This window comes from Vibrio sp. Vb0349 (assembly GCF_033338975.1).
The window spans coordinates 1-26758 of sequence record NZ_JAWOTS010000013.1; the positions used below are offsets into that span (position 1 = coordinate 1).

Annotated in this window: 21 protein-coding genes; 12 read left to right on the forward strand and 9 right to left on the reverse strand. The window is 44.1% G+C overall.

What is annotated here, in order from left to right; genetic code table 11:
- Positions 1–200 precede the first annotated feature (200 nt).
- Positions 201–803: a 2OG-Fe(II) oxygenase gene (locus R7Q47_RS14895; protein WP_005377733.1), complete on the forward strand. Its 603-nt coding sequence runs from the start codon at positions 201–203 to the stop codon at positions 801–803.
- A 54-nt stretch (positions 804–857) separates the two neighbouring features.
- Here the strand turns inward: R7Q47_RS14895 and R7Q47_RS14900 are convergent, their stop codons facing one another.
- Complete coding sequence (locus R7Q47_RS14900) at positions 858–2123, reverse strand: HD domain-containing phosphohydrolase (RefSeq protein ID WP_213893821.1); 1266 nt, start codon at positions 2121–2123, stop codon at positions 858–860.
- 628 nt (positions 2124–2751) lie between these two features.
- On the opposite strand from R7Q47_RS14900, the gene R7Q47_RS14905 reads away from it, so the two are divergent.
- From R7Q47_RS14905 to R7Q47_RS14940, 8 genes are all read left to right on the forward strand, one after another.
- Positions 2752–3945, forward strand: a complete 1194-nt coding sequence (locus R7Q47_RS14905) for an iron-containing alcohol dehydrogenase (protein ID WP_262627561.1) — start codon at positions 2752–2754, stop codon at positions 3943–3945.
- 161 nt (positions 3946–4106) lie between these two features.
- Entirely contained in the window at positions 4107–5312 is a 1206-nt protein-coding gene (locus tag R7Q47_RS14910; RefSeq protein ID WP_033905238.1) for an aromatic amino acid transport family protein, read from the forward strand.
- 274 nt (positions 5313–5586) lie between these two features.
- On the forward strand, positions 5587–6711 hold the full coding sequence (locus R7Q47_RS14915) for an HD-GYP domain-containing protein (protein WP_193837396.1): 1125 nt from the start codon (positions 5587–5589) through the stop codon (positions 6709–6711).
- Between the two features lie 87 nt (positions 6712–6798).
- Positions 6799–7017 (forward strand): hypothetical protein, encoded by a 219-nt coding sequence (locus tag R7Q47_RS14920; RefSeq protein WP_005377723.1) that lies wholly within the window; start codon positions 6799–6801, stop codon positions 7015–7017.
- A gap of 324 nt (positions 7018–7341) precedes the next feature.
- Positions 7342–8106, forward strand: a complete 765-nt coding sequence (locus tag R7Q47_RS14925; protein WP_005377721.1) for an ABC transporter ATP-binding protein — start codon at positions 7342–7344, stop codon at positions 8104–8106.
- Positions 8107–8117: 11 nt separating this feature from the next.
- Positions 8118–9002 carry an iron-siderophore ABC transporter substrate-binding protein gene (locus tag R7Q47_RS14930; RefSeq protein WP_158156339.1) on the forward strand — a complete coding sequence of 295 codons (885 nt, stop codon included), beginning with the start codon at positions 8118–8120 and terminating at the stop codon, positions 9000–9002.
- Positions 8999–10975: a Fe(3+)-hydroxamate ABC transporter permease FhuB gene (fhuB, locus tag R7Q47_RS14935; protein ID WP_170893809.1), complete on the forward strand. Its 1977-nt coding sequence runs from the start codon at positions 8999–9001 to the stop codon at positions 10973–10975. The genes R7Q47_RS14930 and fhuB overlap by 4 nt, the downstream gene beginning before the upstream one ends.
- Before the next feature lie 200 nt (positions 10976–11175).
- Positions 11176–13398 (forward strand): TonB-dependent siderophore receptor, encoded by a 2223-nt coding sequence (locus tag R7Q47_RS14940; RefSeq protein WP_213969907.1) that lies wholly within the window; start codon positions 11176–11178, stop codon positions 13396–13398.
- Positions 13399–13440: 42 nt separating this feature from the next.
- On the opposite strand, the gene R7Q47_RS14945 is transcribed toward R7Q47_RS14940, so the two are convergent.
- The 6 genes from R7Q47_RS14945 to R7Q47_RS14970 form a co-directional block, all read right to left on the reverse strand.
- Positions 13441–13989 (reverse strand): hypothetical protein, encoded by a 549-nt coding sequence (locus R7Q47_RS14945; protein WP_005377712.1) that lies wholly within the window; start codon positions 13987–13989, stop codon positions 13441–13443.
- 250 nt (positions 13990–14239) lie between these two features.
- Complete coding sequence (locus R7Q47_RS14950; protein ID WP_158156347.1) at positions 14240–16015, reverse strand: ABC transporter transmembrane domain-containing protein; 1776 nt, start codon at positions 16013–16015, stop codon at positions 14240–14242.
- Between the two features lie 3 nt (positions 16016–16018).
- The gene (locus R7Q47_RS14955; protein ID WP_318089224.1) at positions 16019–17758 is read right to left on the reverse strand and encodes an ABC transporter transmembrane domain-containing protein; all 1740 of its coding nucleotides are present in this window, start codon (positions 17756–17758) and stop codon (positions 16019–16021) included.
- Between the two features lie 271 nt (positions 17759–18029).
- Entirely contained in the window at positions 18030–18521 is a 492-nt protein-coding gene (locus tag R7Q47_RS14960) for a type II secretion system protein (RefSeq protein WP_005377704.1), read from the reverse strand.
- Between the two features lie 204 nt (positions 18522–18725).
- The gene (locus tag R7Q47_RS14965) at positions 18726–20069 is read right to left on the reverse strand and encodes a sodium/glutamate symporter (RefSeq protein ID WP_318089225.1); all 1344 of its coding nucleotides are present in this window, start codon (positions 20067–20069) and stop codon (positions 18726–18728) included.
- 423 nt (positions 20070–20492) lie between these two features.
- Positions 20493–21371, reverse strand: a complete 879-nt coding sequence (locus tag R7Q47_RS14970) for a LysR family transcriptional regulator (RefSeq protein WP_213874457.1) — start codon at positions 21369–21371, stop codon at positions 20493–20495.
- A 103-nt stretch (positions 21372–21474) separates the two neighbouring features.
- Here R7Q47_RS14970 and R7Q47_RS14975 point away from each other — a divergent pair, with 103 nt between their 5' ends.
- The gene (locus R7Q47_RS14975) at positions 21475–21762 is read left to right on the forward strand and encodes a putative quinol monooxygenase (protein ID WP_039842932.1); all 288 of its coding nucleotides are present in this window, start codon (positions 21475–21477) and stop codon (positions 21760–21762) included.
- A gap of 11 nt (positions 21763–21773) precedes the next feature.
- Positions 21774–22751 (forward strand): Gfo/Idh/MocA family protein, encoded by a 978-nt coding sequence (locus R7Q47_RS14980; RefSeq protein WP_239945461.1) that lies wholly within the window; start codon positions 21774–21776, stop codon positions 22749–22751.
- A gap of 93 nt (positions 22752–22844) precedes the next feature.
- Here R7Q47_RS14980 and R7Q47_RS14985 read toward each other — a convergent pair whose 3' ends face one another.
- A complete protein-coding gene (locus R7Q47_RS14985; RefSeq protein ID WP_005377694.1) occupies positions 22845–23531 on the reverse strand; it encodes a DNA-3-methyladenine glycosylase I in 687 nt (228 codons plus the stop codon).
- A gap of 86 nt (positions 23532–23617) precedes the next feature.
- Between R7Q47_RS14985 and R7Q47_RS14990 the strand changes: the two genes are divergently transcribed.
- A complete protein-coding gene (locus tag R7Q47_RS14990) occupies positions 23618–23812 on the forward strand; it encodes a hypothetical protein (RefSeq protein WP_005377692.1) in 195 nt (64 codons plus the stop codon).
- 85 nt (positions 23813–23897) lie between these two features.
- On the opposite strand, the gene R7Q47_RS14995 is transcribed toward R7Q47_RS14990, so the two are convergent.
- On the reverse strand, positions 23898–26723 hold the full coding sequence (locus R7Q47_RS14995) for an Hsp70 family protein (RefSeq protein WP_318089226.1): 2826 nt from the start codon (positions 26721–26723) through the stop codon (positions 23898–23900).
- Between the last annotated feature and the right edge of the window lie 35 nt (positions 26724–26758).

The window sequence follows — 26758 nt, forward strand, 5'->3', positions numbered from 1 at the left end:
ATTGGCGCTGGACTAAACAAAGGCCCCCTTTTAGGGGGCTCACACAAAGCCACCTTCTTTAGAAGGTGGTAATTTACATTCGTCATCACCTATTTTTACTCTCTTTTTATTTTGTTGTCGTTTCGACAAAAAATCGCATTTGTTGTGGGGTTGAAGATTTTTTATATAGACCGCCCAACTAATATGAGTGAACGACAATAATGGATAAAATGATCGATGCGTTAGCAACCCATGGCTACTACATCTGGGATGATTTTCTTTCTGAACAAGAAGTGGCTCAATTACGAGACTGCATTCCAAGTAACTGGAAAAAAGCGCGTATTGGTCGTAATGACGATGTGACACGTATTGAGTCAATTCGAAGTGACAAAATTCAATGGTTATCGCCCAATATGGGGCACGCGGTTACTTCTTACTTAGATAAGATGGAAGAAATACGCCAAGAAGTGAACCGTCACTTGTTTCTGGGGCTTTTTGAGTATGAAGCTCACTTTGCCAAGTACGAGGAAGGGGATTTCTACCAAAAGCATCTAGATTGTTTTAAGGGCAATGAAAACCGTCGATTGACAACCGTTTTTTACATGAACGAATCTTGGACGGAAAAGGATGCAGGTGAATTGGTGGTTTACGATCTAAATGATAATAAGATAGCAACCATCCCTCCTCAATCGGGACGCTTACTTTTATTCTTATCTGAGCAATTCCCGCATGAGGTTTTACCGACCAATGCTGAGCGTTTCAGTATTGCAGGTTGGTTCAGAATCAATGGTGTGCGAGACAATGTACTTGATATTGCAAAATGATTGGTTTGCAACCTGCACAAAATCAGCAAAGGGCGTAGATACGCCCTTTATCGATTAAACATTAGTTGATAGCTCGTAACACTCGGTCATGTTTCGCTCTAGCACTGCATAGACGTCAGAACAAAGTTCTTGTTTAGCGACTTGCTCGCCCATAATCGCGGCGATTTGTGCTTGAGCCATTCGTCCTCGGTAGGGACGGTCCTGAGACAGAGCTTGAAAAACATCGGCAACCGCGACAATACGCGATGGTACATCGAGTTCATCTCCTGTTTTATGATAAGGATAGCCAGAACCGTCCAAACGCTCGTGATGATTAGAGGCCCACTCCGCTATTTTAGCGTTGGGAAACACTTTGTGTAATGCGAGCTGAGTATCAATTGTATGGCGTTTAATACGCGTATACTCTTGTTTATTAAGAGAGCCTTCTTTATGAAGAATCTCATCTGGTGTTTTTAACTTTCCGATATCATGCACCAACCCAGCAATAAATAACATCTCTTGGTCGTGCTCACAGAGCCCAAGCTTGATGGCTAGATACCGAGATAACTCCGCCACTTTTTGCGAATGTTGATAAGTAAATGGGCTTTTTGCGTCAACAATTCGAGCGATAAACATGCCCAAACTATTCATATCTTGGATGGTGAGCTGTTTTTGAAGCCAATCAATGCTTTTAAAGTTTAATCCGATGGTTTCTATATTTTCAGACTCCATCGCGAACCAAAATGCGTCGGTCATAACGAGCTTAACCATTGCCTTAGCCATGTCTGGATTAAACAAAGTTCCAGCGTTTGCCATGATGCACTCTGCAATTAGTTCTTCATGAAGTGTGACAATGTCACAGTGGCAGTTCATGACGTATTTGGAACGCATAAAATCGAGACGGTCGGCTAAATAGAGTAGGGCAGCGACCTCTTTTTCAAAAGGCGGTAAATCAAGATATTTTAGTTCACTCCAATGTGTATGGTGGTAAAGAACAGGTGTAGCAAACTGACGCAACAAACGACACTGCTTGAGGCTTCGGTATCCTCTTAAGCAATGTGTTTTTACATCTTGTGGCACCAACTCCTCAAGTAACATTTTATGTTCTTGTGTTTCGGAGACCCCACAATCGTGGATCATCCCTGCGAAGTAGCAAAACTCCGCTTTTTCTGGTTCCCAGTTCATGACCCGAGCACATTGGTAAGCGATGTAAGCGACACGGTGGCTATGGTGCGTATCATCAACACCTACATAGTCGAGTGCTCGCGCAACCCAGATAAGTGCTTGTTTCAGATCGACTTCAAAGCCCATGTCCGTATGGGAATGGCAAGAATGATTCATGGTTTATACCGACATTGCTAATTAGCCCACGCTAAACCCAAATCAGAAGGTGATAGGAAAAATTGGGTACGACAGCGAATAGACCCCAAAAAGGTGGGCGTTTAGACATAGTTTTGATTATGGGCGGATAATAATCCTAGTTGCATAATAATATCACCTGAAGCTCATGGTTAAGAGTCAGATATTTGAACTAAGTATAAGTTTTGAAAGATTATTGTTGCTCTTGTTGACTTATTTGAAAACGACAATAAATCATGATGTAACGCATTCTTATTTTTATTTTTGCAAATCGTGTTCGGGCTCAACCAGAGACACACGGTATTAATGTGTGATTAACAGAATTTATATTGTTGTTCTTGAGGGCAAAAAATAAGAAGACTTCTTCGAGGCTTGCTCTGTAACTAACAGAGTATTAGGTAAAGCAGCTTGTTAACAACATGACAATAGAGCGTCGTTGAAAATATTTTCTCTGTAGCTCATGTTGTTGAGGAAAGATAATAAAATGGTACGGCTTCCCAGCGATGTTAGCCTTTTTGGTGAGATAAGTTTATTGAAAATGTGTGATTGCAAAGTAAGCATAGGTGGTAAAAGTAGCTAGAATGATAGCTCTAAATGAAAAGGATTTCGTATGTTGAAGCATCGTTTATATCGGACTTACACCGCAGGGTTAAAAATAGCAGCCCTTATCCTTCCTATGCCGAGACCAACCTTGTTTTCCGGCCCTGGTTCGATGAATGAGCTATTAGAATCGATGGCCGAGCTGGGATTTAAACGCGTTTTGTTAGTTACCGACGAAGGGTTAGTCCAAGTCGGTATTGTTGATAAGGTGCTTGAGGCAGCAGCACAACTCGATTTACAGTTAGATGTTTTCTCGCAAGTTAAGCCCGATCCTACCTATGATCAGGTAGAGAGCGGTCTAGAGGCTTATCATCGTTTTCATTGTGAGGGCATATTAGCTTTGGGTGGCGGCTCTGCAATGGATTGTGCAAAAGTTATCGCTGCGAAAGTTACCAATAAACGGCCAATAAAAAAATTAGCTGGACTATTGAAGGTATGGCGAATGCCAGCGCCGCTTTTTGCTATTCCAACAACGGCTGGAACCGGAAGTGAAGTTACTATCGCTGCGGTCGTGTCAGATCCCTCCTCACACATTAAAACCCCTTTAATGGATCCAAAGTTGGTGCCACTAATGGCAGCTTTAGATGCGAATTTAATGATTGGTTTACCTCCTAAGATCACGGCTGATACTGGCGTTGATGCATTAACCCACGCTATTGAGGCCTATGTATCGAAAAACGCTACTCAAGAAACGATGGCTTATTCGGTTGCCGCTATTAAACTCATTTTTAAATATCTTCCTAGGGCTGTGATGCAAGGGGATGATGTCGAAGCTCGTCATAAAATGGCTATGGCATCCTATTACGCGGGTTTAGCATTTACCAAAGCGAGTTTGGGTTATGTTCATGCCTTTGCTCACACATTCGGTGCGAGATATGGAATACCTCATGGTATGGCAAACGGATTAGCCTTGTTGCCTGTGCTGCGCTTTTCATTATCAGAGATTGAGCCTCAACTAAGAAAGCTCGATGAGTTGACGGCCGAGGGGCAGTTAGGTAACGCAAGTGCTCAGCATTTTTTGGCGAATCTGGAGTCCTTGTTTTCAACTATTGATATTGAGAAAACCAGTGCGCTCATTCAACGTGAAGATGCTGATGCGCTTGTTGATTTAATTCTGAAAGAGGCGCACTGGAATTACCCTGTTCCCAAGTTCATGAACAGGGAAGAATGCACACAGTTATTGTTAAATATCAGCAAGGTGTAAATTATAGTTTACATGTGTGGTTTTTTATCCTTACACTTTGCTTGATATTCTGCTAAAGATCCTACAATATCGACGGCAATACAAATATGGTGTTGGTTTCGGTCCGCCGTTGCCCGATCTAATACTGATAATTTCTAATAAAGTGTAAAGATTAATATACAATGAGTCGTTCTAAAGTATTCGGTAGTACGCTAATTATTGCGGGCACTACAATAGGCGCTGGTATGCTAGCGCTTCCACTTGCCTCTGCCGGCATTGGTTTTTCAACTTCAATTATCATCATGCTAGGTTTATGGGCTCTGATGGCTTTCACTGCCTTACTTATGCTTGAGCTTCATCAACATGCGGAGAGTAGTGCTACACTTCATACTTTGGCGAAACAGATCCTAGGTCAAAAAGGCAAGTGGGTGGCAAGTTTTGCGATGTTGTTTCTTTTCTACTCATTATGTGCAGCGTATATCGCTGGCGGTGGTGCTCAGTTCGGAGACCGCCTTGCACAATGGTTTGACCTCGATATTTCAGGGCCTACATCAACGATAATCTTTACCTTGATTGTGACTTTAGTTGTGACAGTGGGTACCGGTACGGTCGATAAAGTAAACCGAGTACTGTTCGCGATGAAGCTTATTGCGATGGTTGCAGTGCTTTCTTTTCTTGCTCCAAACGTTACGGAATCTTACTTGTTAAGTATGCCAATCGAACAAGGCCTTGTTGTAGCGGCGATTCCGGTTATCTTTACTTCGTTTGGTTTCCACGGAAGTATACCTGCAATTGTGAATTACTTAGACGGTGACACTTCTTCTTTACGCAAAGCCGTTATTATTGGTTCGACGATTCCACTCGTTATTTATATCTTTTGGCAAATCGTGACGTTGGGTGTGGTTAGCCAAAGTACGCTTGTTGAGAACGGAGGGTTGAGCGCACTGATTGGTCAACTATCTCAGACAGTACACCAATCAAATTTGGGTAGCATTGTTGGTGTGTTTGCTGACTTGGCATTGTTGACATCGTTCCTTGGCGTGAGTTTGGGTCTATTCGAATTTTTGGGTGATACCATCAAAGGAAGTAACGATAAGCCTAATCGTTTGATTGCGGCACTAGTGACGTTTACTCCACCGCTAGGCTTCGCACTTTTCTATCCTCAAGGCTTTATTATGGCTTTGGGCTATGCAGCGATTGCCTTAGCGATTTTAGCCATCTTTTTGCCTTTGGTTATGGTGATCAAGGTTCGTAAATCGGATGATTTTACTGGGGAGTACCGCGTCGCAGGTGGTCAAGGTGCGTTAGTGATAACGGGCATCGCTGGCACTGGCATCGTATTCGCTCAGGTGTTAATTACGCTGGGTGTGCTTCCTGCTCTAGGCTAGTTGTTTAGAACGTTCTTTGAATAACTTCTAGTTACTGAATCCATCGTAATCAATCAGTATTGTTAGGCCAACGAGTTTCGCTCGTTGGCTTTTTTAATCTGGATCAAATTACCGTAAGATATCCGGTGAAAAAATTGGTAGAAATGTGCTTTTATTTCGTACACTTAAGTTGTGGTATATCGATAATTTAAGTGGAGAAAACCGCTCAAAATACCATTGAATTTGCAACACAATGAGCTTTTCTTGTTTCTCTGCTTTGGTGTGGAGGTGAAGCATGGCGCACCGGAGTTTTTACCCGTTTGCAAAACCGCTTAACGAGCAACTGCAAACGCTAAAAGGCAGGATGCAGGCGCACTTGCCATGTATTGATAGGGTGTCATTTGCAAAATATCACCCAGACCAAGATGTGCTCAAATCATTTGCAGAAAGTGAGTTCGACACTTGGTGTTTAGCCCATCACGAATCAGCATTCCGTAAACTCCACCACCTCAATATTGCCTCTAAAAACGCGGTTCCTCGTATCGTCGAAGACCTTCATGATATTAAGCACTGTCCTCGGGTTCAAATTTTACTCAAACACGGATATCAGTCGTCGGCTGCTATTCCTTGTTATGACAATAAAGCTTTTACTGGTTTTGTATTTTTGAACTCCACTCAACGTGATGCGTTTAGTTTAGAAGCGCTGAATGGTCTTAAACCTTATTTCGAAATGATTCGATTTGCGGTTGAATCAGAAACTCAAGTAGTCAATGCGATAGAAACGCTAGCTAACCGAATGCAGTGTATGATGCCAGGCTATTCACCTGAGTATTACGCGCATACCAAACGCATGAAGTACTACAGTCAAATTATCGCAACGCAGTTAGCGGATCGTTATCACCTGAATGACGAAATGGTCGAAGATATTGGTATTTTTGCTCAGTTCCATGCGCTCGGTGATAGTCAGCTGCCAGTTGAAATTGCTAGCCGCCGAACAAATTACTCTCAAGAACAAGAGGCGATATTGATTCAACATATTGAGCGTTGTATCGATTCAGCGGATGACATAGTTGCCCGTATCGGAAATCCGGTTCACCCGAGTGTGACTTTGTTTTTGCAGATGATTATTTATCAGTACGAAAATTTAAATGGCACTGGTTATCCGTATGGTTTAACCAGTGATGATATACCAATAGCCGCCCAAATTACGGCTGTCGCGAATGCCTTTGATTTTATGACGACGCACCATCCGTACAGACAAGCGTGGTCCATCCCATACGCATTGTTAGAACTTGAAAAATGGGTATATCAGGGATGGTTATCTCGAGAATGTGTTGATGCTCTGCGAGAGCATCAAGGTTATATAAAGCAAATCATCCACAAATATCCCGAGCACTATACAGGCTTGGGGTTAATGTGAAGAGCAGTAACAAAGTTGAAATGTTGACGAGGAGGAATATTTAAACAATACTGTTTTTATATACAGTAACACGTTTGGAGGTGAAGTATGTTGTGGGAAACCCTTGAAAGAGTAAACCGCTTACGCCAACAAGCACTTGCAAATCCTGAGTTTGTTGAGTCAGCAAAAGAGCACGAACAAGCACTTCAGGAGCAAGAATACCATTATCAAACTAAGAAAAAGCGTTCAGCCAAAGACAAACAAGGTAAAAAGTCGCTGGCCGATATCTATAAAGAAGTAGAGTTTGGCGCTGACGCTCGTCATTAATGTATTCACTGCGGCATTTTTCATTTCTTCATACGCTGCAGTATTCGTTCAAATTTATGCGAGAGCAGTGGGAGACCGCTGCTCTCGTTGACCTGCCTATAATTTACTAATGAAGTTCAGCAGAGCAAATTATCACTAACACTTAGCAATTCTCTCAATGATCTTGTTGATGTAATGATAATGACAACGGTTTGCATTTGTATCTTTGTTGTTATATAAAACCTCCCTTATTAATCGTTCTGTTGAATAAGAACGGCAAACGTGATCAACGAATGAGAGCTTTGAATAACTGTTATTCGTAAATGGCTATTAGGTGAAGTAGGGATGTTGGAAGCTAAAGCACTCCAGTTTGAGATTGAAGGCAAGTCATTGCTAAAAGCGTTTGATGTGACATTTGAACCCGGAAAAACATACGCCCTTGTTGGACACAATGGTTCAGGAAAATCCACATTGTTAAAGTTGCTGGCACAGCAACAGCCATACACCGCTGGTGACGTGGTTCTGCATGGAACGAGCATTAACGATCTCTCAGCGAAAAAATTCGCCCAACACATTGCCTACTTGCCTCAGCATCTTCCGGTGACCGACAGTATTTTAGGTCGAGATTTAGTCGGTTTTGGTCGTTATCCATGGCATGGTTTACTTGGACGTTTGAGTAAGAAAGATCACGACATTGTTGAAGAAGCAATGGCGATGACAGGCACACTAAAATACGCAGATCGCTTAGTGGACACGTTATCTGGAGGAGAGCGTCAACGTGTGTGGCTAGCTATGCTGTTAGCCCAAAAAACCGAGTATTTGCTTCTTGATGAGCCTTTGTCTGCGCTAGATATCAGCCATCAAGTCGATATGTTGAAGCTTATCTCTAAACTCAGTCAAGAACTGGGCTTGGGCGTTATTATCGTATTACACGACATCAACTTGGCTGCACGATTTTGCGACTACATCGTTGCATTACATCAAGGTGATTTGATTGCACAAGGCAATGTTGAACAGGTGTTTACTGAACCTAAGTTGAGGGACATATATGGGATAGAGATGATGATCTCTGACCACCCTGCGGGTTACCCGGTGGCGATGCCAAGCTAAAGGTTGGAATAATGAGCAGTACAAACACTCGACTTAAACATTTCTCTTTCGCTCTCTCACTTAGTGCGCTTTTGGTCAGTTCTTTTCAAGCACTAGCTGACGCATCACCTCGGGTGATGTCGGTTGATTGGACACAAACTGAAACGATGTTGGCTTTAGGGGTCGTACCTGTAGGCGTTGCTCAAGGGCAAGATTACGATGCTTGGGTAAAATCGCCACCGTTACCACCTCAAACGAAGGATGTAGGGTTAAGAACTCAACCCAATATAGAGCGCATTTACGAGCTCAGACCTGATCGTATTTTTATTGCCCCGTACTTCTCCTCAATGAAGCATCGCTTAGTTGATATCGCCCCGGTTACCACCATTGACTTATATGAAAGCGGGATTACGGATTGGTCGGTACTTACCAGTTTCACTCGGAGGTTTGGTGAAGAGCTGGGAAGAGAGGCGGAAGCAGAGGCGCTTATCCAACAATATGAAAAACGTTTGTCTTTATTAAAACAGCTTATAAATAAAGGCCAGCCGCCACTTCTAATGATTCAGTTTATGGATACAAAGCACGTACGTGTTTTTGGTCAAAATAGTCTTTACTCCCAGGCTATCGAAAAGATTGGGCTGAGTAATGCATGGAATGAAAAGACGAATAGCTGGGGCTTCAGCCTAGTTGGCATCGACAAGTTAGCTGGCATAAAAGCTCAAATCGTTATCGTAGAGCCATTACCTTATGGTGGAGCGGAGCAGCTCTCTCAAGACCCATTTTGGCAATATGTTGTTCAACAATCTGGTGAAAAGGTCATGCAAGTCGCGCCCGTTTGGAGTTTTGGTTCTATGCCTTCAGCTCTCCGTTTCGCAGAGTTAGTTACGGCGAGTAAGGTCGAGGAGTTAACACAATGAAAACGATGCCTTTAAGCTTTGTGGTGTTACTTTCGGCATTTACCTTTTCTATTGGTGCTTTCCAATTGTACCAAGTAAGCTCATTTTCGTTGGCTCTAAGCAGTTTATGGGAGCCTAACTTTCAATCTATCGATTCTGTTTTGCTTCACTTTAGCTGGTGGCCTCGAGTCTTCACCACGATTATATCTGGTGCTGGATTAGCGGTTGCTGGGGTATTGATGCAGCAAGTGCTGCGTAACCCTCTCGCTTCACCCACGACACTTGGTGTGGCGAGCGGTTCAAGTTTTGCTTTGATGTTAGCTACGCTATTCGCTCCTTGGATGTTGGATATTGCGCCTAATTTGGTTGCTCTCATCGGCGGTGTGATATCGATGGGGTTGGTGATGCTGTTGTCATGGCGACGAGCGTTATCTCCAACGGTTGTCGTCGTTTCTGGGTTAGTGATAAACCTGTACTTTGCATCATTAAGTACGGTTATTCTGATGATGAATACCGAAAAGCTGAATGGGTTAATGATATGGGGAGCCGGTTCGCTTGTTCAGAGTGGATGGGGAGATTTCTCGTATCTTGCCCCTCGAATCGCACTTGCTACGGTCGTTGCATTTGTGATTGCAAAGCCGTTAAGTCTGTTGGAACTCTCCGAGCAAGGTGCCAAGAGTTTAGGTGTCTCGCTAGCTAAGTTGCGTTTTGTCTGTCTTGGGCTTGCGGTGTTAATCACTTCTTGGGTGGTTTCTGCCGTAGGAATCATCGGTTTCATCGGGTTAGCGGCGCCAGCAATTACTCGATTGATAGGTATCAATAAAGTCCAGCATAAGCTTTGGGTATCAATGCTTATTGGTGCCATGTTATTGACTTTAACCGATTTGGTTATTCAGCAACTGCCAGGGCTAATGGCGAGTTTTATACCAACGGGAGCAGCAACGGCTGCATTGGGCGCTCCGTTACTGTTATGGCTGTTACCTCGTTTATCACAAAAGACGCAGGGCCATACTCAAACAGTGTTAACTCGACACCGTCAACATGTTTACAAGCTAAACCCTAAAGCGATCTCATTGGCGTTGATCGGCACGTTAATTTCTGTTGTTCTTTTTGCCACGGTTGCTGTGCAAAATGAAGGGTGGACAAACTTATTTGCTAGCCAAAATTGGATTTTTTTGGAATGGCGCGCACCTAGATTATTTGCAGCAGCAATTGCGGGGGCAATGTTAGCGATTGCTGGAACCATGATTCAACGCCTAAGTGGAAACCCAATGGCAAGTCCTGAAGTGATCGGTATCAGTTCAGGGACAGCGATGGGATTGATCATCGCGATGTTTACTGGGTTTGGTTCGTCAATTTTCACTCTTTCTCTAGGCGGGCTCGTAGGCGCATTAGCGACGGTATTAGTCATTGTGCTGCTAAACCGTAAGTCAGGCTTTCAGCCGGAGCGTATTTTGTTGACTGGTATTGCGATAACCGCACTGATGAATGCAATACAGAGCTTTATTCTAGCCACTGGTGACCCAAGAAGTTATCAAGCATTGGCTTGGTTGTCTGGGTCTACCTACTATGTCTCGGTTGAAACGTTACTCCCATTGTCTTTATCTGCGCTTGTCTTTATAGGGTTGAGTTTTCTCTGCGTAAGATGGCTAGATATTCTTCCTGTCGGTGCCGCTTCCTCTAAAGCACTTGGAATTCGAGTTGATCGTTCACGCGCAATACTGCTTCTTTTAGTTGCTTGTCTCACGGTCAGTGCGACATTGGTTGTTGGCCCGATTAGCTTTGTTGGGTTGTTGGCTCCGCATTTAGCTCGCTTATTTGGTTTTAACAAAGCGTCACAACACATGTTATGCGCCGCGATACTGGGGGCAGGGGTGATGTTGTTGGCTGATTGGTTGGGACGACAGGTCCTTTACCCGCAAGAAATACCAACAGGACTTATGGCGTCTCTCATTGGCGGTTTGTATTTAATGTGGGGTTTACGCCGTTTATAGAGATGAGTTAAGCCTCAACCAAGAAAGTACTTATACAAATAAGCACTCGTAGTGGCATTCGTAACCTATGCGAGTGCTTTATGCAAAACCTCTGGTTTGTCTTTTACGGAAACAACTGGCGATGCCGTAACTCGCTTTTCTTTCAGCGGTCGCTGAAGTCATGAAGGGTTGGTTTGGCTGCCGACAAAAAGGAGAAGAATATGACTCGGCAGTTTATGCTGACACCAACGTCGATGGCGGTTGTATTAGCTTTATCAACGCCAAATGTCTTGGCTCAGGAAGATGAAAATATAGTTGTGATTGGACAGCAGCAAGACAGTGCAGTTGGTCCAGATTTTAGTTATCTCGGAGCGAAGAGTCGGGCAGCGACGAAAACTGACATTGCTATCAATGAGACTCCAAGAGCGGTGTCTGTTGTTACGCGAGAGCAAATGGATGATCGTGCCTCTATTAGCATTTCTGACGCATTACAGTACACACCAAGCATTCAAACTAATTATTTCGGCGAAGATAACAAGCAAGATTGGTTTATTATTCGTGGTTTTAAACAAGCGAACAGCGGGTTGTATCAAGATGGTACCCGTTTATATTCTTCTGGCTTCTATAGTTGGCAAATAGATCCGTTTGCGTTAGAGAGGGTTGAAGTTTTACGTGGTGCAGCGTCTGTTCTTTATGGGCAAAACCCTCCAGGTGGGGTTATCAATGTTGTCAGTAAGCGACCTCAATTTGATGGGGGGTCAGGACTTGTATCTTTGGAGTACGGTTCTGAAGACCGTAAACAACTTTCTCTTGACGTAAACTCTGAGGTGAGTGAGCAGCTAGCTTTCCGCTTTCAAGGGTTAGCGAGAAAAAATGGGACGAGAATTAGTGGGGTAGAAGCAGAGCGCATTCTTCTCTCTCCATCGATGACGTACAAATTTAATGAGACGTCTGAAATTACCTTTCTAACGAGCTATCAAAAAGACGACTCAGATCCTTATCTGCAATTTTTGCCAGTTGAAGGAACGTTAACGCCAAACAAAAATGGAAAGATCAGTGATAGTTTAGCGATAGGCAATCCTAACTGGGAGACGTTTGAGCGTGAGCAGGTGTCTTTAGGCTATGAGTTTTCTCATGCATTTAATGATACCACTTCATTTGTTCAAGCAGCTCGTTACAGCGAAATGGATGTTAAGCTAAGACAAATGTATTCGTACGTTTACTCGGCTGATGTGCCTGCGTTGGGGCCGGTTTTGGACCCATCAAATGAACGCAAAACCATACTTCGGGGTGCTTCAACAGAAGATGGGTCATCTGATGCTTTTAATATCGATAATCGTTTGATGCACCAAGTAAATTGGCGAAGTGTTGAGCATAACTTGATGTTGGGCATAGATTTTCAAATGATCAGTATCGATGGTAAAGATTTTGCCAATGACCCTATCGTTGCTAATGGTAATGCATTATTAAACACACCAATGGGAGCTTTGCCCGATCCTAGGTTTAATGTATTTAATCCTACTTATTCGGATAACATAATGTTACTCGATCCGAATACGCTACAACCATTGAGCGAAACCGATAAACAAAGAACGAAAATCGATAATCAGCAGCTCGGCGTCTACTTTCAAGATCATATGCTGATCAACGATAAATGGGCGATGTTATTGGGCGCACGTTACGACGATACAAGTAATGAAGTACATAATGTTACCACGGGTGCTCGCACGAAAGTCGATAATGGAGAGTGGACGTTTAGCGTGGGAACGGCTTATATTTCTAATTCTGGCTTCACGCCATACTTTAGTTACTCTCAGTACTTTGATCCAATTATTCAAGAAGACAGCAATGGTAAGCCAGCGAAGCCTGAAAGCGGTGATCAATTTGAAATCGGTATGAAATACCAACCGGATTCATTTGATGGTTATTTCAATATTGCAACGTATCGGGCAACAAAAGAAAACTTGGCTCGTATCTACTTGAGTGAATTAACGCAAATAGGAAAAATAGAAAATAACGGCGTTGAGTTTGAAGCTGTCGCTAATGTGACACCATCCTTAACATTGATCGGGAACATTGCGTACGTTGATGCAGAGATAAAAGAAGACATCAATAAGGCATGGGTTGGCAAAACACCTTCCCAAGTGGCGAATACTGTATCATCAGCTTGGGCACATTATCGTTTCTTTGATGGACCTCTTGATGGCTTTGCTGTTGGCTTAGGCGCGCGCTATACAGGTGAGTCATACGGAGACAATGAAGAGAGACTAAAAGTACCAAGTTATTTCTTAATGGATGCGACGGTCAGTTATCGAATCGGCGATTACAAGTTACAAGTCGCAGCTAAAAACATCGCGGATAAAAAGTACATAGCGACATGTGATGGCTTTTGTTGGTATGGCGACCGACAAAATGTTATTGCAAGTTTAACTTACGACTGGTGAGTTAACGCATAAATAAACACCCCTAACTTTAGGGGTGTTTATTTAGAAATCGGCTTTACGGACAAAGTGCGGGTTTTTGTACTTTTTCTGCGGACCAAACGATGATACGACAAGTTTGTTCCATAATGTTTTGTCAAACTCACCCTTTGGAATCGAAGGGTAGAGGGTTTCCTCTTCTTCTCTTGCAAAGTTCATATATTGTTTCTTTTTAATTTGATTGTACTTTTTGGCGATCTGGTTATGTTTTCTTACCCACTCCAGCTTGTAATTGTGGAGCACTTTTTCACCATCTTCGAGACTCATTCGAGATAGGAACAGTCGCTTGTATGAGACCTTTCTGTCCAGCATTGTGCGCATAACGGTTTGGATATATTTACCGTGATGCGTAATGGTAATGTCGTTTTCATCAATAGGAGTGACACACCAGCCTTTAGGTAAAAAGTCTGGCTTCTTAAATTGCTTATTACGCTCCATTAGCGCCTGATGTAAAACTAAATCAGAGGTGCCGCGGAACGTCTTTTGCCATTTACCGATACGAATTTGAATCGAACCAGGCAAGCGATAGATGTTAGTAAACTTATCTTTGTCCATGGACTTGTGTCATGAGATTAATGTGCATAATTAGAAAGCGGAATTCAGCCCAATGCCACAGGCAGTAGACTTAAGTACCGTACGATTTTACAACGACCTTGCGTGATATAGCGAGGGGTTATGTCAATAATAGGTAAGAAATAGAAAATTAGTTCACATTATGAAGAAATTGGAAGCTTACAAGGCTAAATTTTGAAGTTACACCAATTATGCCCATGCCGACTAAATAAAAGAAGGCACGGGCATAAAATCACACCGCTTCTTCGAGTTGCTTGGTGTCTTCTTCAATCTGTTGTAGGTGTCGGTTTGCTTGCTGTAACTGATACATTTGAGCATAACGACCATTTTGCGTTAAGAGTGCTTTGTGTGTGCCTTTCTCGACTAACTCCCCATGATGAAGAACAATGATTTGGTCTGCATCTAGGATAGTTGACAGCCGATGAGCAATAACAACGAGCGTCATGTCTTGTCTGAGTACCGCCAAGCTCTTTTGGATTAAAGCCTCTGTTCCTGAGTCAATATTTGCGGTTGCTTCATCTAATATCAATACCTTAGGTTTTACCACAAGCACACGTGCTAACGCCAAAAGCTGTTTCTGACCTGCAGATAAATTAGTTTCGCCTTGACCTAACTGCGTGTCTAGCCCGTTAGGGTAACGATGAATTTGTTCTGCCAAACCTACCTTGTCTAACGCATCCCATATTTGATTGTCATCAACCGCCCGACTGAGAGAGATGTTTTCTCTGACTGAAGCAGGGAGAATATGTGGATCTTGTTGAACCATTGCCACATCTTTGCGAAGTACGTCTTTCCCTAATGTTTTAAGTGGACGACCATCTATGAGCAGTTCACCACATTGAGTTGGATAAAAGCCCATTAACAGTGACGCTAAGGTGCTTTTACCGCTTCCTGTATGCCCGACAAGCGCGATAAAGTCTTGGTGGTTGGCCTTCAACGAAATGTCTTTTAGGACGTCCTGTTTACCATCGTAGCTAAATGTGAGGTCTCTAAGTTCGATAGCACCTGACCTTAATGGTTGATGATTGTCCCCGTAAGTTTGTTCTTTCGCGTCAATTAATTCAAAAACACGTTCGCTTGATACTAACGCTTGCTGAAGTAGAGCAAGTTGCTGAGTCATCTCAATTAGTGGTTCAGTAACTCGCGCAAGATAACTGATAAATGCATACAGTACCCCCACACCAATCAACTCAATACCATTAAAACCAAAGATCGCAACCAAGCAAAGCAACGCAAGACCAGCGAGTAAGTCCATTAATGGTCTTAGCAGATAGCCGTTTAGCCGAATCACTCGTTTAGATGCCACCAGATGCTCTGCGGTTAGCTCGTTGAACTGTTTATTAAAACGCTCTTCTTGTTGCATTAATTGAATGACACTCATCCCTTGAATGGATTCACTCAGATTCGCATTTATATCGGTCAATAGGTCACGCATCTTTCGGTAGCTTTCTGTACTTAGCTGCTTAAACAAGTACATAAAGCCGATGACGATCGGCAGCAATACAAGCACAACGAGTGTGAGCTTCCAGCTCATGAAAAACATAACGCCAAGCATTACGACAATCATGACCACGTTTTTCACCACGGTCGCGATCAAAAGCTCATAAAATTGCTGTAAAGATTCCGTATCGTTGGTGATTCGCGACACCAATTTTCCAGCAGGAGTGTAATCAAACGCAGATAACGGCTGCTTAATCACGCCAGAAAATACTTGCTTACGAATCGCTTTGATCGTGTTAGCCGCGACAATGCTAAATTGCAATGACTGAAAATACTGGAATGTTGCCGATACGATCTGAAGAGCGATATAACCTACTGCTAGCGAAATCAGAACATTTTGTGAATAGTCACCTTTAGCGATGTGCTCATCAATGAAATATTGAATCAACCAAGGGCCGCCGGCGCTAGCTAACGCTGCAATAAACAGCAAGGCGAGTCCTTTAATCATTGGCTTTGGTTGAGATAATGGGTAAGACATTAACCGTTTAAACGTGCTGGTCTGGTTCATTCATTATTCCTCCATCGCCTGTTCTAGTTTTTGGTACTCGAACATTTCGGCGTACCATCCCTGATGCGCTAATAAAGCGCTATGTTGCCCACGTTCAGTAATGTGGCCGTGATTCAAGACAATGATCTCGTCTGCTGCTTCCAATGCGGTGAGGCGGTGTGCAATAACGATTAGGGCTTGATCACGGTAGTGTGTTTCCAAATTCTTAAGGATTTGATGTTCGGTCCGTCCATCAACAGCGGAAAGTGCATCGTCCAAAACCAACACTTGGGCATTCAGCAGCATAGCGCGTGCTATCGCAATACGTTGTTTTTGCCCGCCGGAGAGTGTAATGCCTTTTTCACCAACTTCTGTTTGGTAGCCTTCAGGAAACTTCTCAATATCGTCATGTATACAGGCTAACTTTGCTGCTCTATAGACTTCTTCTTTCTCTGCATTAGGGTTGCCTAAGGCAATATTGTCGAAGATAGATTTGGAGAATAGAAACGGACTTTGGTTAACTACAGCAAAGCGGTTTCGCCACTGTGGAAGTAGGGCATCCTTGATCTCGACATCACCGAATTTAATTGAGCCGTTTTCTAAATCATGTTGACGCAAAAGTAGTGTTAACAGGGTCGATTTTCCGCTTCCTACAGGCCCTGCAACTCCCAACATTTTTCCGGGTTCAAGTTCGATGTTTACTTCCGTCAAAGCGGGCGGTAAATCACTAGACCAGTGGAAATCGTCGATATCAATTTTTAACGGAAGTGGTTTATTTTCTATTGGCTTATTACCACTGATAATTTCTGGCTTTTCATCAAAGATCTCTTGTAGTCGGTTCCATGCGGCAGAGCCTCTTTCTAAAATGTTAAATAGGAATGCGAATGCCAGCATCGGCCATATCATCAACCCTAGATACATCGTAAATGCGGTCAGATCACCAAGCGTGATCTCACCTTTATCAACAAGGTAAGCACCAGCAGCGACACTAAGAAGGAAAGAAAGACCGATGGTTAACTGAATTACCGGGTCAAATCTAGCATCGACTCTTGCGACAGCGATGTTCTTTTCGCCAGTATCATCCACAACCTCTTCAAAACGTTGCTGCTCTTGGTTTTCTAATCCGAAAGCACGCAGCATTCGCACGCCATTAAGTGACTCTTGTGTCATGTCTGACATGGTAGAAAAGGCTTCCTGAGCGACACGAAAGCGTTGATGTAGGATACGCACAATAAAGAAGATGATGATGGCAAGAAATGGCATTGGAAGAAGCGCCATTACGGTGAGCTTCCAGCTTACTTGCGTTACCATAATGATTAAAACCGCAATACCAGTGATCAAAGAGTCTGCGGCGGTTAAAACCCCTTCGCCGGCTGTCATAACGATATTACGCACATCATTAGTGCCACGAGCCATCAGATCCCCCGTCTTGTAACGTTCAAAAAAACGAGGTGGCTGTGTCGATAAATGCCTATATAGACGGTTACGTAGAATGGTCCCGAGTTCCCAGCTTGCGCCGAAAAGCCAAATTCGCCATAAGATGCGACACCTATAAATAGTAAAGATCAGTACAGTTAACCCTGAGAGCCATAGAATCAGCGTATTTGTATCTAAAGTGTTGTCTACGACGCCATCAACGATGATGCCAACTGCTTTGGGCGGAACAAGCTGTAGTGCTGATATCACAGCGAAAAGCAGAATGGATCCGACATAGTGCCTCCACTTTTGTTGGAAATACCAACGTAGCTGCCAGAATATTCTCATTACGCCTCCCGCTTTAAATTATTGAATTTGTTATAGAACTATTATTGAGCGAAATGATGAGTTTACAAGCACAAGTTATAGGCGGGTTTAAAAACGATAGATTGTTTCAATTATAGCCATGTGTCGGCGCAAATTACTGGTTTTATCTCTATGAGCTAACTGTGCGACGACATTATGTGAAATAGTTGTTAATGGTGGTTTTGGAGCCATTACCTTGCAATAACGATGAAAACACCAAAAGTAAAAGTGTTACTGCCACTCTCTATGGGAATTAGCAATCGTCAGTTTGTATTTTGTATTTCACTTGGCCACCAGGAGTTTCTGGGTAGTAAACTTCGACATAACACATATGTTCTGGACCAACAGGCTTGTTTGCAAAACCAATAAGGAAGTAGGGCTCGTCTGGGCTGTCTACCCCATACCAAGTGTTAATAGTGAGTTGCGGATCAAAGCCTGCTAGCTCTTTTGCTGGAATAACATTTTTGATAAATCCAAAGTAACCAATTAGGTCGTTATGGCCGTCATTATCTAGATCAATGTTATATTGTATGCCGCCATCTACTGTCTCTTGAGATTGAATCACTGCTTTGGTGTAGACAAAGTTGTTGGCGGTCATGAGTGCTTCTCTGGCTCCATATAGAACCGCCACTCTGGCATCTTTTTGTAAGCCAAGAAATTTAGGAAATGCAACGACGCTTACAATACCAAGAATGATGATGCACACAATGAGTTCAATAAGAGTAAATCCTTGAGAGCGACGCACAGCCTTTCTCCATGTTTTAGAAACGAATAGGCGGCTATTCTGATATAGAAACGTTCAGGTCAAGTATTAAAAAAGAATGATAATAAGAGATCGGGATTGCAAATCTCAAATATAAAACAAGTTGCTTATTTTCGAGATGAGGAGTGATTTTGATAAAAACCAAGGAATGAACTCGAGAGGATAAAATCCTCCCGAGTAAAGCGACTAAGATTCGTGTGTCAGAGCACTGCTGTTACGTTTAAAAATGAATCGCCAAATAAATAAGACAATTGCGATGTAACCTAATCCTACACCAAGCGCTTGCCAGTGCATGCCGTTATACATCGCGATTGGCATCAAAGAGATGATGAAGATGTCAGTGATTGAGCCAGGGACATAAGCGATGGCGTAATCATCAAGCACCTTGCTACGCATTTTTGGATCAACAATACGAAGCAACGCAATACCCATGGCAACCGTACCGGTTAACCAACCCCAAGAGAAAATGCCTTTCTCGAACCAATCTTCTCCCATGATACGTGGGGCAACCCAGAAGATTAGCCATAGTGTGAAGGCGATACCGCCGATTGCAAGCACTACCATCGGCATTAAATACTGGGCTAAGACGGTAATCTTGATGGCTGAGATACCAAAGATAATCAAATAATCGGTACTGATGCCCGCAGCATGTTTGAATGCACCGTCACAAAGATAGCGTGAAGCTTTCGTTTGTTTCGCGACGATTCGCACGAGCATGCCGCCAAGGAAGCCAGTTACAAACGTCGGGATCTGCACCTTATCGTGGAAAGAAGATAAGTAGTTAGCCGCTACATACGAGAAAGCTGTTACCACTACAACCAACGCCGCGTGAATCGCAAAAGAATCAACCGACAGGGAAGACATGGTGTCTTTCATTACCGGTTCTTGATCATTAGGCTTAACAAGGCCTTTGCGTTCGTGTTCGTCCATGCTGTCGAAGGTCGTAAAGCTACGAATCCAACCCATCTTCAATGCGAATTGCAGCATGAGCATGCCGACAGAAATCGAGATGAAAATACCCACGGTTGCGAACGTTAAGCCAAGTGTGAAGCCATCTTCCCAGCCAAGCCCCGTGAAGATTTCACCAACAACAGATGCAGAGCCATGTCCGCCCATAAAACCCGCAGACATTGTCACACCAAAGCCAGGATTAATCTCTGGCCAGAAGAAGGTTGTGAGAACTAGACCAAACATTGCCGCAAACAACCACTGAGAAACAGAAGCGATTTGGTTAAACGCCCACAATGAGCCAGCGCGCTGTGCGACGGTTTTAGGTGATGGAACATCCGTTGCCAGACCTAACGCAGAAAAAAGTGCAGCAGTTAACAGGCTTGCGTTAGCGGTAAAGGTATCGGTCCAAGGCAGTAAGTCTAGCAGGGCTGGTCCAAAAATTAGACCGAATAATCCTGCGAGAACCGCCGATGGAATGTACATACGTTGCAGTAATGGCGTGTGAACGCGAATGACTTTTGCCAAAATCAATAGTAAGCCAGCAATGGCTAAGTCAGTCAGCATTAGACCTTTAGGCATTTTATCCTCCAGTAAATGCAGTCAAGGGGTAGCGTCCTTGTGACCTACCTTGAATAAAAATCTCTCTCAAGCCAAAAAGCCACATACGTGACTAAAAGCGTTGAGAAATCAATGTCGTTTTCATAAGCAAAGGAATGTGCTTATGCAATTTGAAATGAGTGTAAATGTTGTGATTGCACACGAACAGGAAGAGAAATCAGATTAAATTTCTCGATATTTTTTGATAGTTCACTCAGGAAAGGCGGCAATCCTAGTCACTTTGTCAGAGCAATGCAATTGGTGTGAATCAATAAATTATGCCTAGTTATGGGTGTTTCTGACTAACTACATGAAAAATAAAGACAATTAACAAGCAATAATATTTGTCATATCGACAATAAAAGTTAATTCAATGGTTAAATTGTCGCCGCTTTATGTGGGGCGTTACGGATTCACATGCGAAAGAATAAAATCGACCAAGGTACGGTTTTTAAGGGAAAGCTGTTTTGAACGGTAAAGCAGGTGGATCGGTTTTGGCTTGGGAGCATGTTGCTGGAGAATTTCTACCAAGGCACCAGATTGGATTTCCTGCTCAACTAAGATCTTTGGTTGCAGAAGAACACCAGAGCCTTTTAACGCGGCGAACTTAAGTACATCGCCATTGTTAGACGTTAATCGGGTGTTGCTGTTTCCAAAGGTATTAGATGGCATGTTCACCACTTGTTGGCTTTCTCCTTGGTGATACTGAAACCCCAAACAATGATGATGTTCAAGGTCATCAAGCGATTGGATAGGGGCATGTTGCTCAAGGTAAGAGGGTGAGGCGCAGTAAGTCATGTGGTATTCACCCAATTTTCTCGCGACTAACGACGAATCGACCAACTCACCGATTCGAATAATCACGTCAGCTTCGCTTCGATATGGGTCAATCAAATTGTTGTCCAACATCAGCTCAACGTTCAAATCGGGAAATTCAGCTAAGAAGTCAGCTACGATGGGGGCGATGACCTTTTTGCCATACGTGACAGAGCAGTTAACTTTTACCGTTCCAGTTGGACGGTTGATCAGCGTCTGGATTAGGTTCTCTGCGTTGGTGATGTCTTCAATAATGCGGTGGCACTCTTGGTAGTAGAGTTTACCGGCTTCGGTCAAGGACTGTTTGCGCGTGGTCCGATGAATCAGCTGTGTACCTAAGCTTTGCTCAAGAAAGCTCACGTGCTTGCCAACCATGGTCGGTGAAATATCAAAGTGGTGTGCAGCATTACGAAAGCTGCCGTGTTCGACCACGTAAGCGAAAACTTTCATGCTTGTTAATTTATCCATTGCACACCCAGAGTTAATAAAGAAATAACTAAAGCAGAGTTTATCAATCAAATGAGGTTAATTACAGTGGGCGTATGATTAAGAATGGAGAAAGAGATCCATCATGAGTGAGACGATTTTTGTTACCGCCGAACTGAAAATGAATGCCGATAAGCCAAGACAACAAGTAGTTGAAGCCATTGAACAATTTTGCCTTGATATGCAAAGCGAAGCGGGGTGCTTGCAAGCGAATGCGACCTACGATTCTAAAGATCCACAACGTGTGATTCTTTGGGAGCGATATGAAAACCGCACCGCGATTGAAGCGCATTTTGCTATGCCGCATACACAAGCGTTCATTGCAGCTGAAATGGCAGAGTTAGTCCAAGCATTCGAAACCCAAGCTCAATAGGAGACGTGAACATGAAATGGGGCATTTTAGGCACAAGCTTTATCTCAGGTGTCATGGCTGAGGCAATCCAAGGCGATGACAAGAGTGAACTGTACGCGGTTGCTGGGCGCTCGGAGCAGAACTTAAAGACATTCGCTGAGCAATATGGCATCGAGAATACGTTCAACGATTACGATGCGTTGATTGCCGATGAGCAAGTCGACATTATTTACATCGCATTGCCAAATCACCTTCATCATGACTTTATCGTTAAGGCGGCAGAGCAGGGGAAAGCGATTCTGTGTGAAAAGTCACTGTCGGTAGATATGGAAAAAACCGAGTTGGCACTAAAAGCAGTCGAAACGCACAAGGTATTCTTTGCTGAAGGCTTAATGTACTTGCATCACCCGTTGAACAGTGAGTTGGTTTCGGTGCTTAAATCGGGAGAGATTGGTGAACTTCGCTCCATCCACACGTCTTATATTGCGTCGATTGCGCAGTTTGTTAATCCAGATAGTAAAGGTGCTTTGTATAACTTAGGTTGTTATCCAATGTCATTGGTGCATTTGGTGGTGAAAACCATGTTGGGTGAACAAACCTTTGAGAACCGTTCAATGACAGCGATTGGCCGAAGAGGCCATGACGGTAATATCTGTGAATCGAGCTTGATGATGCAATTTGGTGAGCAACAAACGGTGAGCGTACACACTGCCGAAGATCATGGATTGAAACACCAGTTCACCATCCTGGGTAGCAAAGGCTGTATTACGTTAGACTCGAATCCATGGCTACCAACGCAAGATAACCAGTTTAGTGTGGAAATTTACGAGACGTCTAAGCGTGAAGTGTCTGTATCGGCAGCCGGGGACGCTTTCTTCTATCAAGTGCGCAATGTTCGCCAAGCGGTTGAAGCAGGGCGTACATCGTTAGAGAACCCTTGTGCAACATGGGAAGACTCTCACCGTATTATGCAGCTACTGACTGAGTGGGAATCACTGGCTTCAAAGTAAGTCTGCACTTAAGTGAAATAGACTAATGAAAATAGAAACGGCGCACTAAATACAATGATTAGTGCGCCGTTATTATTTTGTGTCCAGTCTGGATTAAATACGGTTGTCGCCGGTGCTGAACGCAATGATTTGGCTGATCTCAGACAGGCTTCTACCACTTTCTTGCTGCCATTGAACAAACGCTTTGTTGGTGGCATCGAGCGATTTCTTCGTATCTTTGCCACCTTCAATGATCTTGCAATTACGCAGGTAAGCTTCAACGTCGCTAGACAAGATAAAGGTATCAACGCCCATTTGACGAAGTGTGTAAGGACCTGTATTGCCACCTAGGCGATTACCGCGTTTCTTCAAATACGCCCATAGGTCGGTGATTTTCTCTTGCGGCCAATCGGCAACCATTTTGCCAAACGAGCCGTATTCGATTTTTGCTTCGTGGATCATACGAGCATTAGCAGGAATCGACATGACTTTAGTGAGGTGGCGAATGATGCGTTTGTCGGTTGCTTTGGTTTCCCATTGCTCGTCTGACAGCATCAACAGCGGCTCAATCTTAAATCCGAAGAACACTTCTTCGAAGTTCGGCCACTTGTTGCGAACCACGCTCCACGAAATCCCACTTTGGAATACCTTCATTGAAAAAGCGGCCAGCCAACGGTCGTCGGGAATCGCTGCCAGCTCTTCTTTGCTTAGTGGATGAGATAAAAGCGCTTCAAGTTGATCTTCACCACCTTTACGCTCGGCAGCGCGCTGATAAATCGCGTCAAATTTTTCGATACTCATAAAAGAAGTTAGTCCTAGTTTATGTCGATATTTGGGAAACATACTACGCTTAAGTGGCTGAATCGTAAATTGATGGAGTGTCACAAATGAAGAAGGTCACATTAACGTTTGTCGGGGAAGGTTCGGATCGTATTGCGGAAAAATTCTATGCGTGGATGACGGACGGTGGGTTAGAAGACAGCATGATTGAGAATTTATCTGACCGTGAAATCTCAGTTGTTGGCATCAGTGATATGGATAATGAAACGCGTGATGTGGTGATCAATACGGAAATGAACTAACGAGTCGTCTTTCGTCAGCTATTAGAATCAGATAAAACAAAGCCCTTCACGAGAAGGGCTTTGTTGCGTTTATAAGCGTGAGAGCCTAGTTATTTAACAGTGTCAGACCGCTTGGTAGTGCATCACCGAAGATACGCTTCGATTCGCTCTCAGATAGCTCTTTGACTTCTTCAACCAGTGATACCCAAGATTCAGGTACCTTGCTTTGCTTCAACTTAGCCAGTACCTGCTCACGGTAGTCGTCAGAGATATCGAATAGGCGGTCGCCCGTTTTACGACAAATCATTACGGCTGCGAAAGCGATCATTGGCTCTTTCTGCCAGTTCTGCTCTAGCAGCTTAGGCAACCACTGTTCCGCTTGTTCACGAGGAACGACGTTATGCTGACTGCCATATAAAGGCGTACGCGATGCCAAGCGACCCATTGCCCACCAGTGCGCTTGTTCGAACTGGTTATGGTTGATGGCTTTGCTCAAGAACCACGTTGCCAATAGAACTTTGTCTTCGACTTCTAGATGCTCTAGAGAGGCAGACAAGCGAACCATCGACTCGTAACCCATGTCTTGCGCTGCTTTGGCGGATTGTGGGTTTTTCATCGCGCCAGGGTGTAGGTATTTCGCGATGTCCGCCAAGATAGTTTCTTGCTGCTCTTGGCTTAAACCACCGGCAATGCGACGCCAGAATACCCACCAGTCAGTCCAACCTTGATGGTTCTTAAACTGAATGTTTTGCTGGTAGAGACCCCAAACTTGCTCAATGCGCCATGAGTCGGTTGGATCGCCAAAGCCCGGACGCAGTGCAAAACCTGCCAAACGAAGCCAGTTTTTCTCGTGTTGTTCAGAACGACGGCGACGCTTACGACCTTGTGCAAAGGTATCGAACAGTTGACGTAGGGTAGTGAAATCCCATTCATCACGTTTGCCCAGTTTCTTCTCAAGATCTTTGGCTAAGGTTTTGATCTCTTTACTTTCCGCGCTTTTCTTATTACCGCTGTAAAGGCGAGCGATCAGCTCCTTACATTCGTTCAGTTTAGGGTGAAGCTTAACTTGCTCGCTGTCATCGGTTTGCTTATTACGAACTTCGAATTCTAGCTCCCAACGTTTGCTATCGTCTTCTGCGCTGACACATTCCATCTTAAGTGTGCCGACTTCAGTCAACTGACACGCCAGTTGCACTTCTACACGCTCTTTCTGGTTGGCTTGTAGCTCGGCGCCTTCACCTTCAAGGGTGGTGATATAAGGCGGAAGAGGAGCAAACAAGTCCGGATCAACGTCAACCATCACACCGTTTTGAATAGCGGTGTTATTGGTTAAGGTGTCGTGGGTAGAAGTCAGCAGGTTAAAGCGAACGGGTTCACCTAGGGTAAGCGAGAAACGACGACCACTTAAGCGGATCTCGTGACCTTCTTCTGTGCCTTTTGCAAGCAAACAGAGCGCTTTGCCCATCTTGTTCTTCTCTTGAAGATGCAAGAAGTAAGAACGTGCTGCACCACCACCAATTTTTAGCTGTGCACCACGACGTGCTTTACCAAACGCAACAGCACCCAGTGCAACAGACCAATCTGGATGTGGGTTGTCTAATACCGTAACCGGAGCACCACGCCAATCGGACAGTAGGGTAGTGACTCGCTCAGTCACAAGCTCACTATTGAACACACCACCGTTGAGTAGCAAACCGACTGGAACGGCATTTTGTTTGTCGTCTTCAATGCCAAGAGCGGCACGAGCAACTTGTTGGTGCTGAGTTAAGAACTCGGCAACGTGTTTGCTCACTGCTGGGTCGGCAACGTATGGAAGACCAAACTCGACAACCGCGCTGCGGCGTTTGTCCGGCACTTCACTGAAATCAGAAAGCGGGAAGAAGCCATCTAAAGCGATTTGGTGCACTTCTTGTTTGCTCAGCCCAATACTCTTTGTTCCGCCAAGAAGTTTCGAGCCGCTGCCTAGCATGGTGATTTTTACTTCTTCAGGTGCGCTCGATGAAAGTAGGTTTTCTTTCGCCTTGCGAGTTTGCTGAATCAACTTAGTCAGGCTTGCGGCAGTGAGCTTCTTACTTTGTTCCCCTTTATTTTGAGAAAGGCGGCTCTCCGCAAGGTGCGCTAATGCTAAATCGAGGTTATCACCACCAAGCATCAAGTGTTCGCCAACGCCAATACGGTCAAGGGCTAGCTCATCTTGAGAAGAGAAACTGGCTTCAATCAAGCTCAAGTCGGTAGTACCACCGCCCACATCACACACCAGAATCAGCGGTAACTCTTTGAGTTCATCCGCTGCGGTTTGCTGGTGGCGTGCGTACCAGTCGTAACATACGGCTTGTGGTTCTTCGAGCAGGACGATTTTCTTTAAACCAGCTAGCTGTGCCGCTTCAAGCGTGAGTTTACGAGCGGTTTCATCGAACGACGCTGGAACGGTCACAACCACATCTTGGTCTTCTAACTTATTGCTAGGATGACGGTAGTTCCATGCTTGGCGAATGTGGTTGAGGTAGCTTGCGCTGGCAATGACGGGAGAGACTTTATCTACGTCTTGCGCACCAGCCCAAGGAAGAATGTCTGAACTACGATCCACTGCTTGGTGCGATAGCCAGCTTTTAGCACTGGATACTTGACGTCCTTCCACCTTAGCGCCTAATTCACGAGCCCATTCACCCACGATCACATTACTAATGTCGCCAGAGACAGGTTCGTTTTCCCAAGGGAGTGTTAGGTCAGAAGGGGAGATTTGACCAACCGCAGGGTGATAGCGGAAAGAGGGCAGCAATGGTTTACGAACCACTTCACCCGGACCAATCAATTGGTCGATGTCGAATAGGGATACTTCGGATTGTTCAAGGTTGTCGGTGATTTCACAATACGCCACCACAGTGTTTGTGGTGCCAAGGTCAATACCAACAAGAAAACGAGGAGATGCCATACAAACCTTCGTGTATTTAAAAACGGCACCCGATT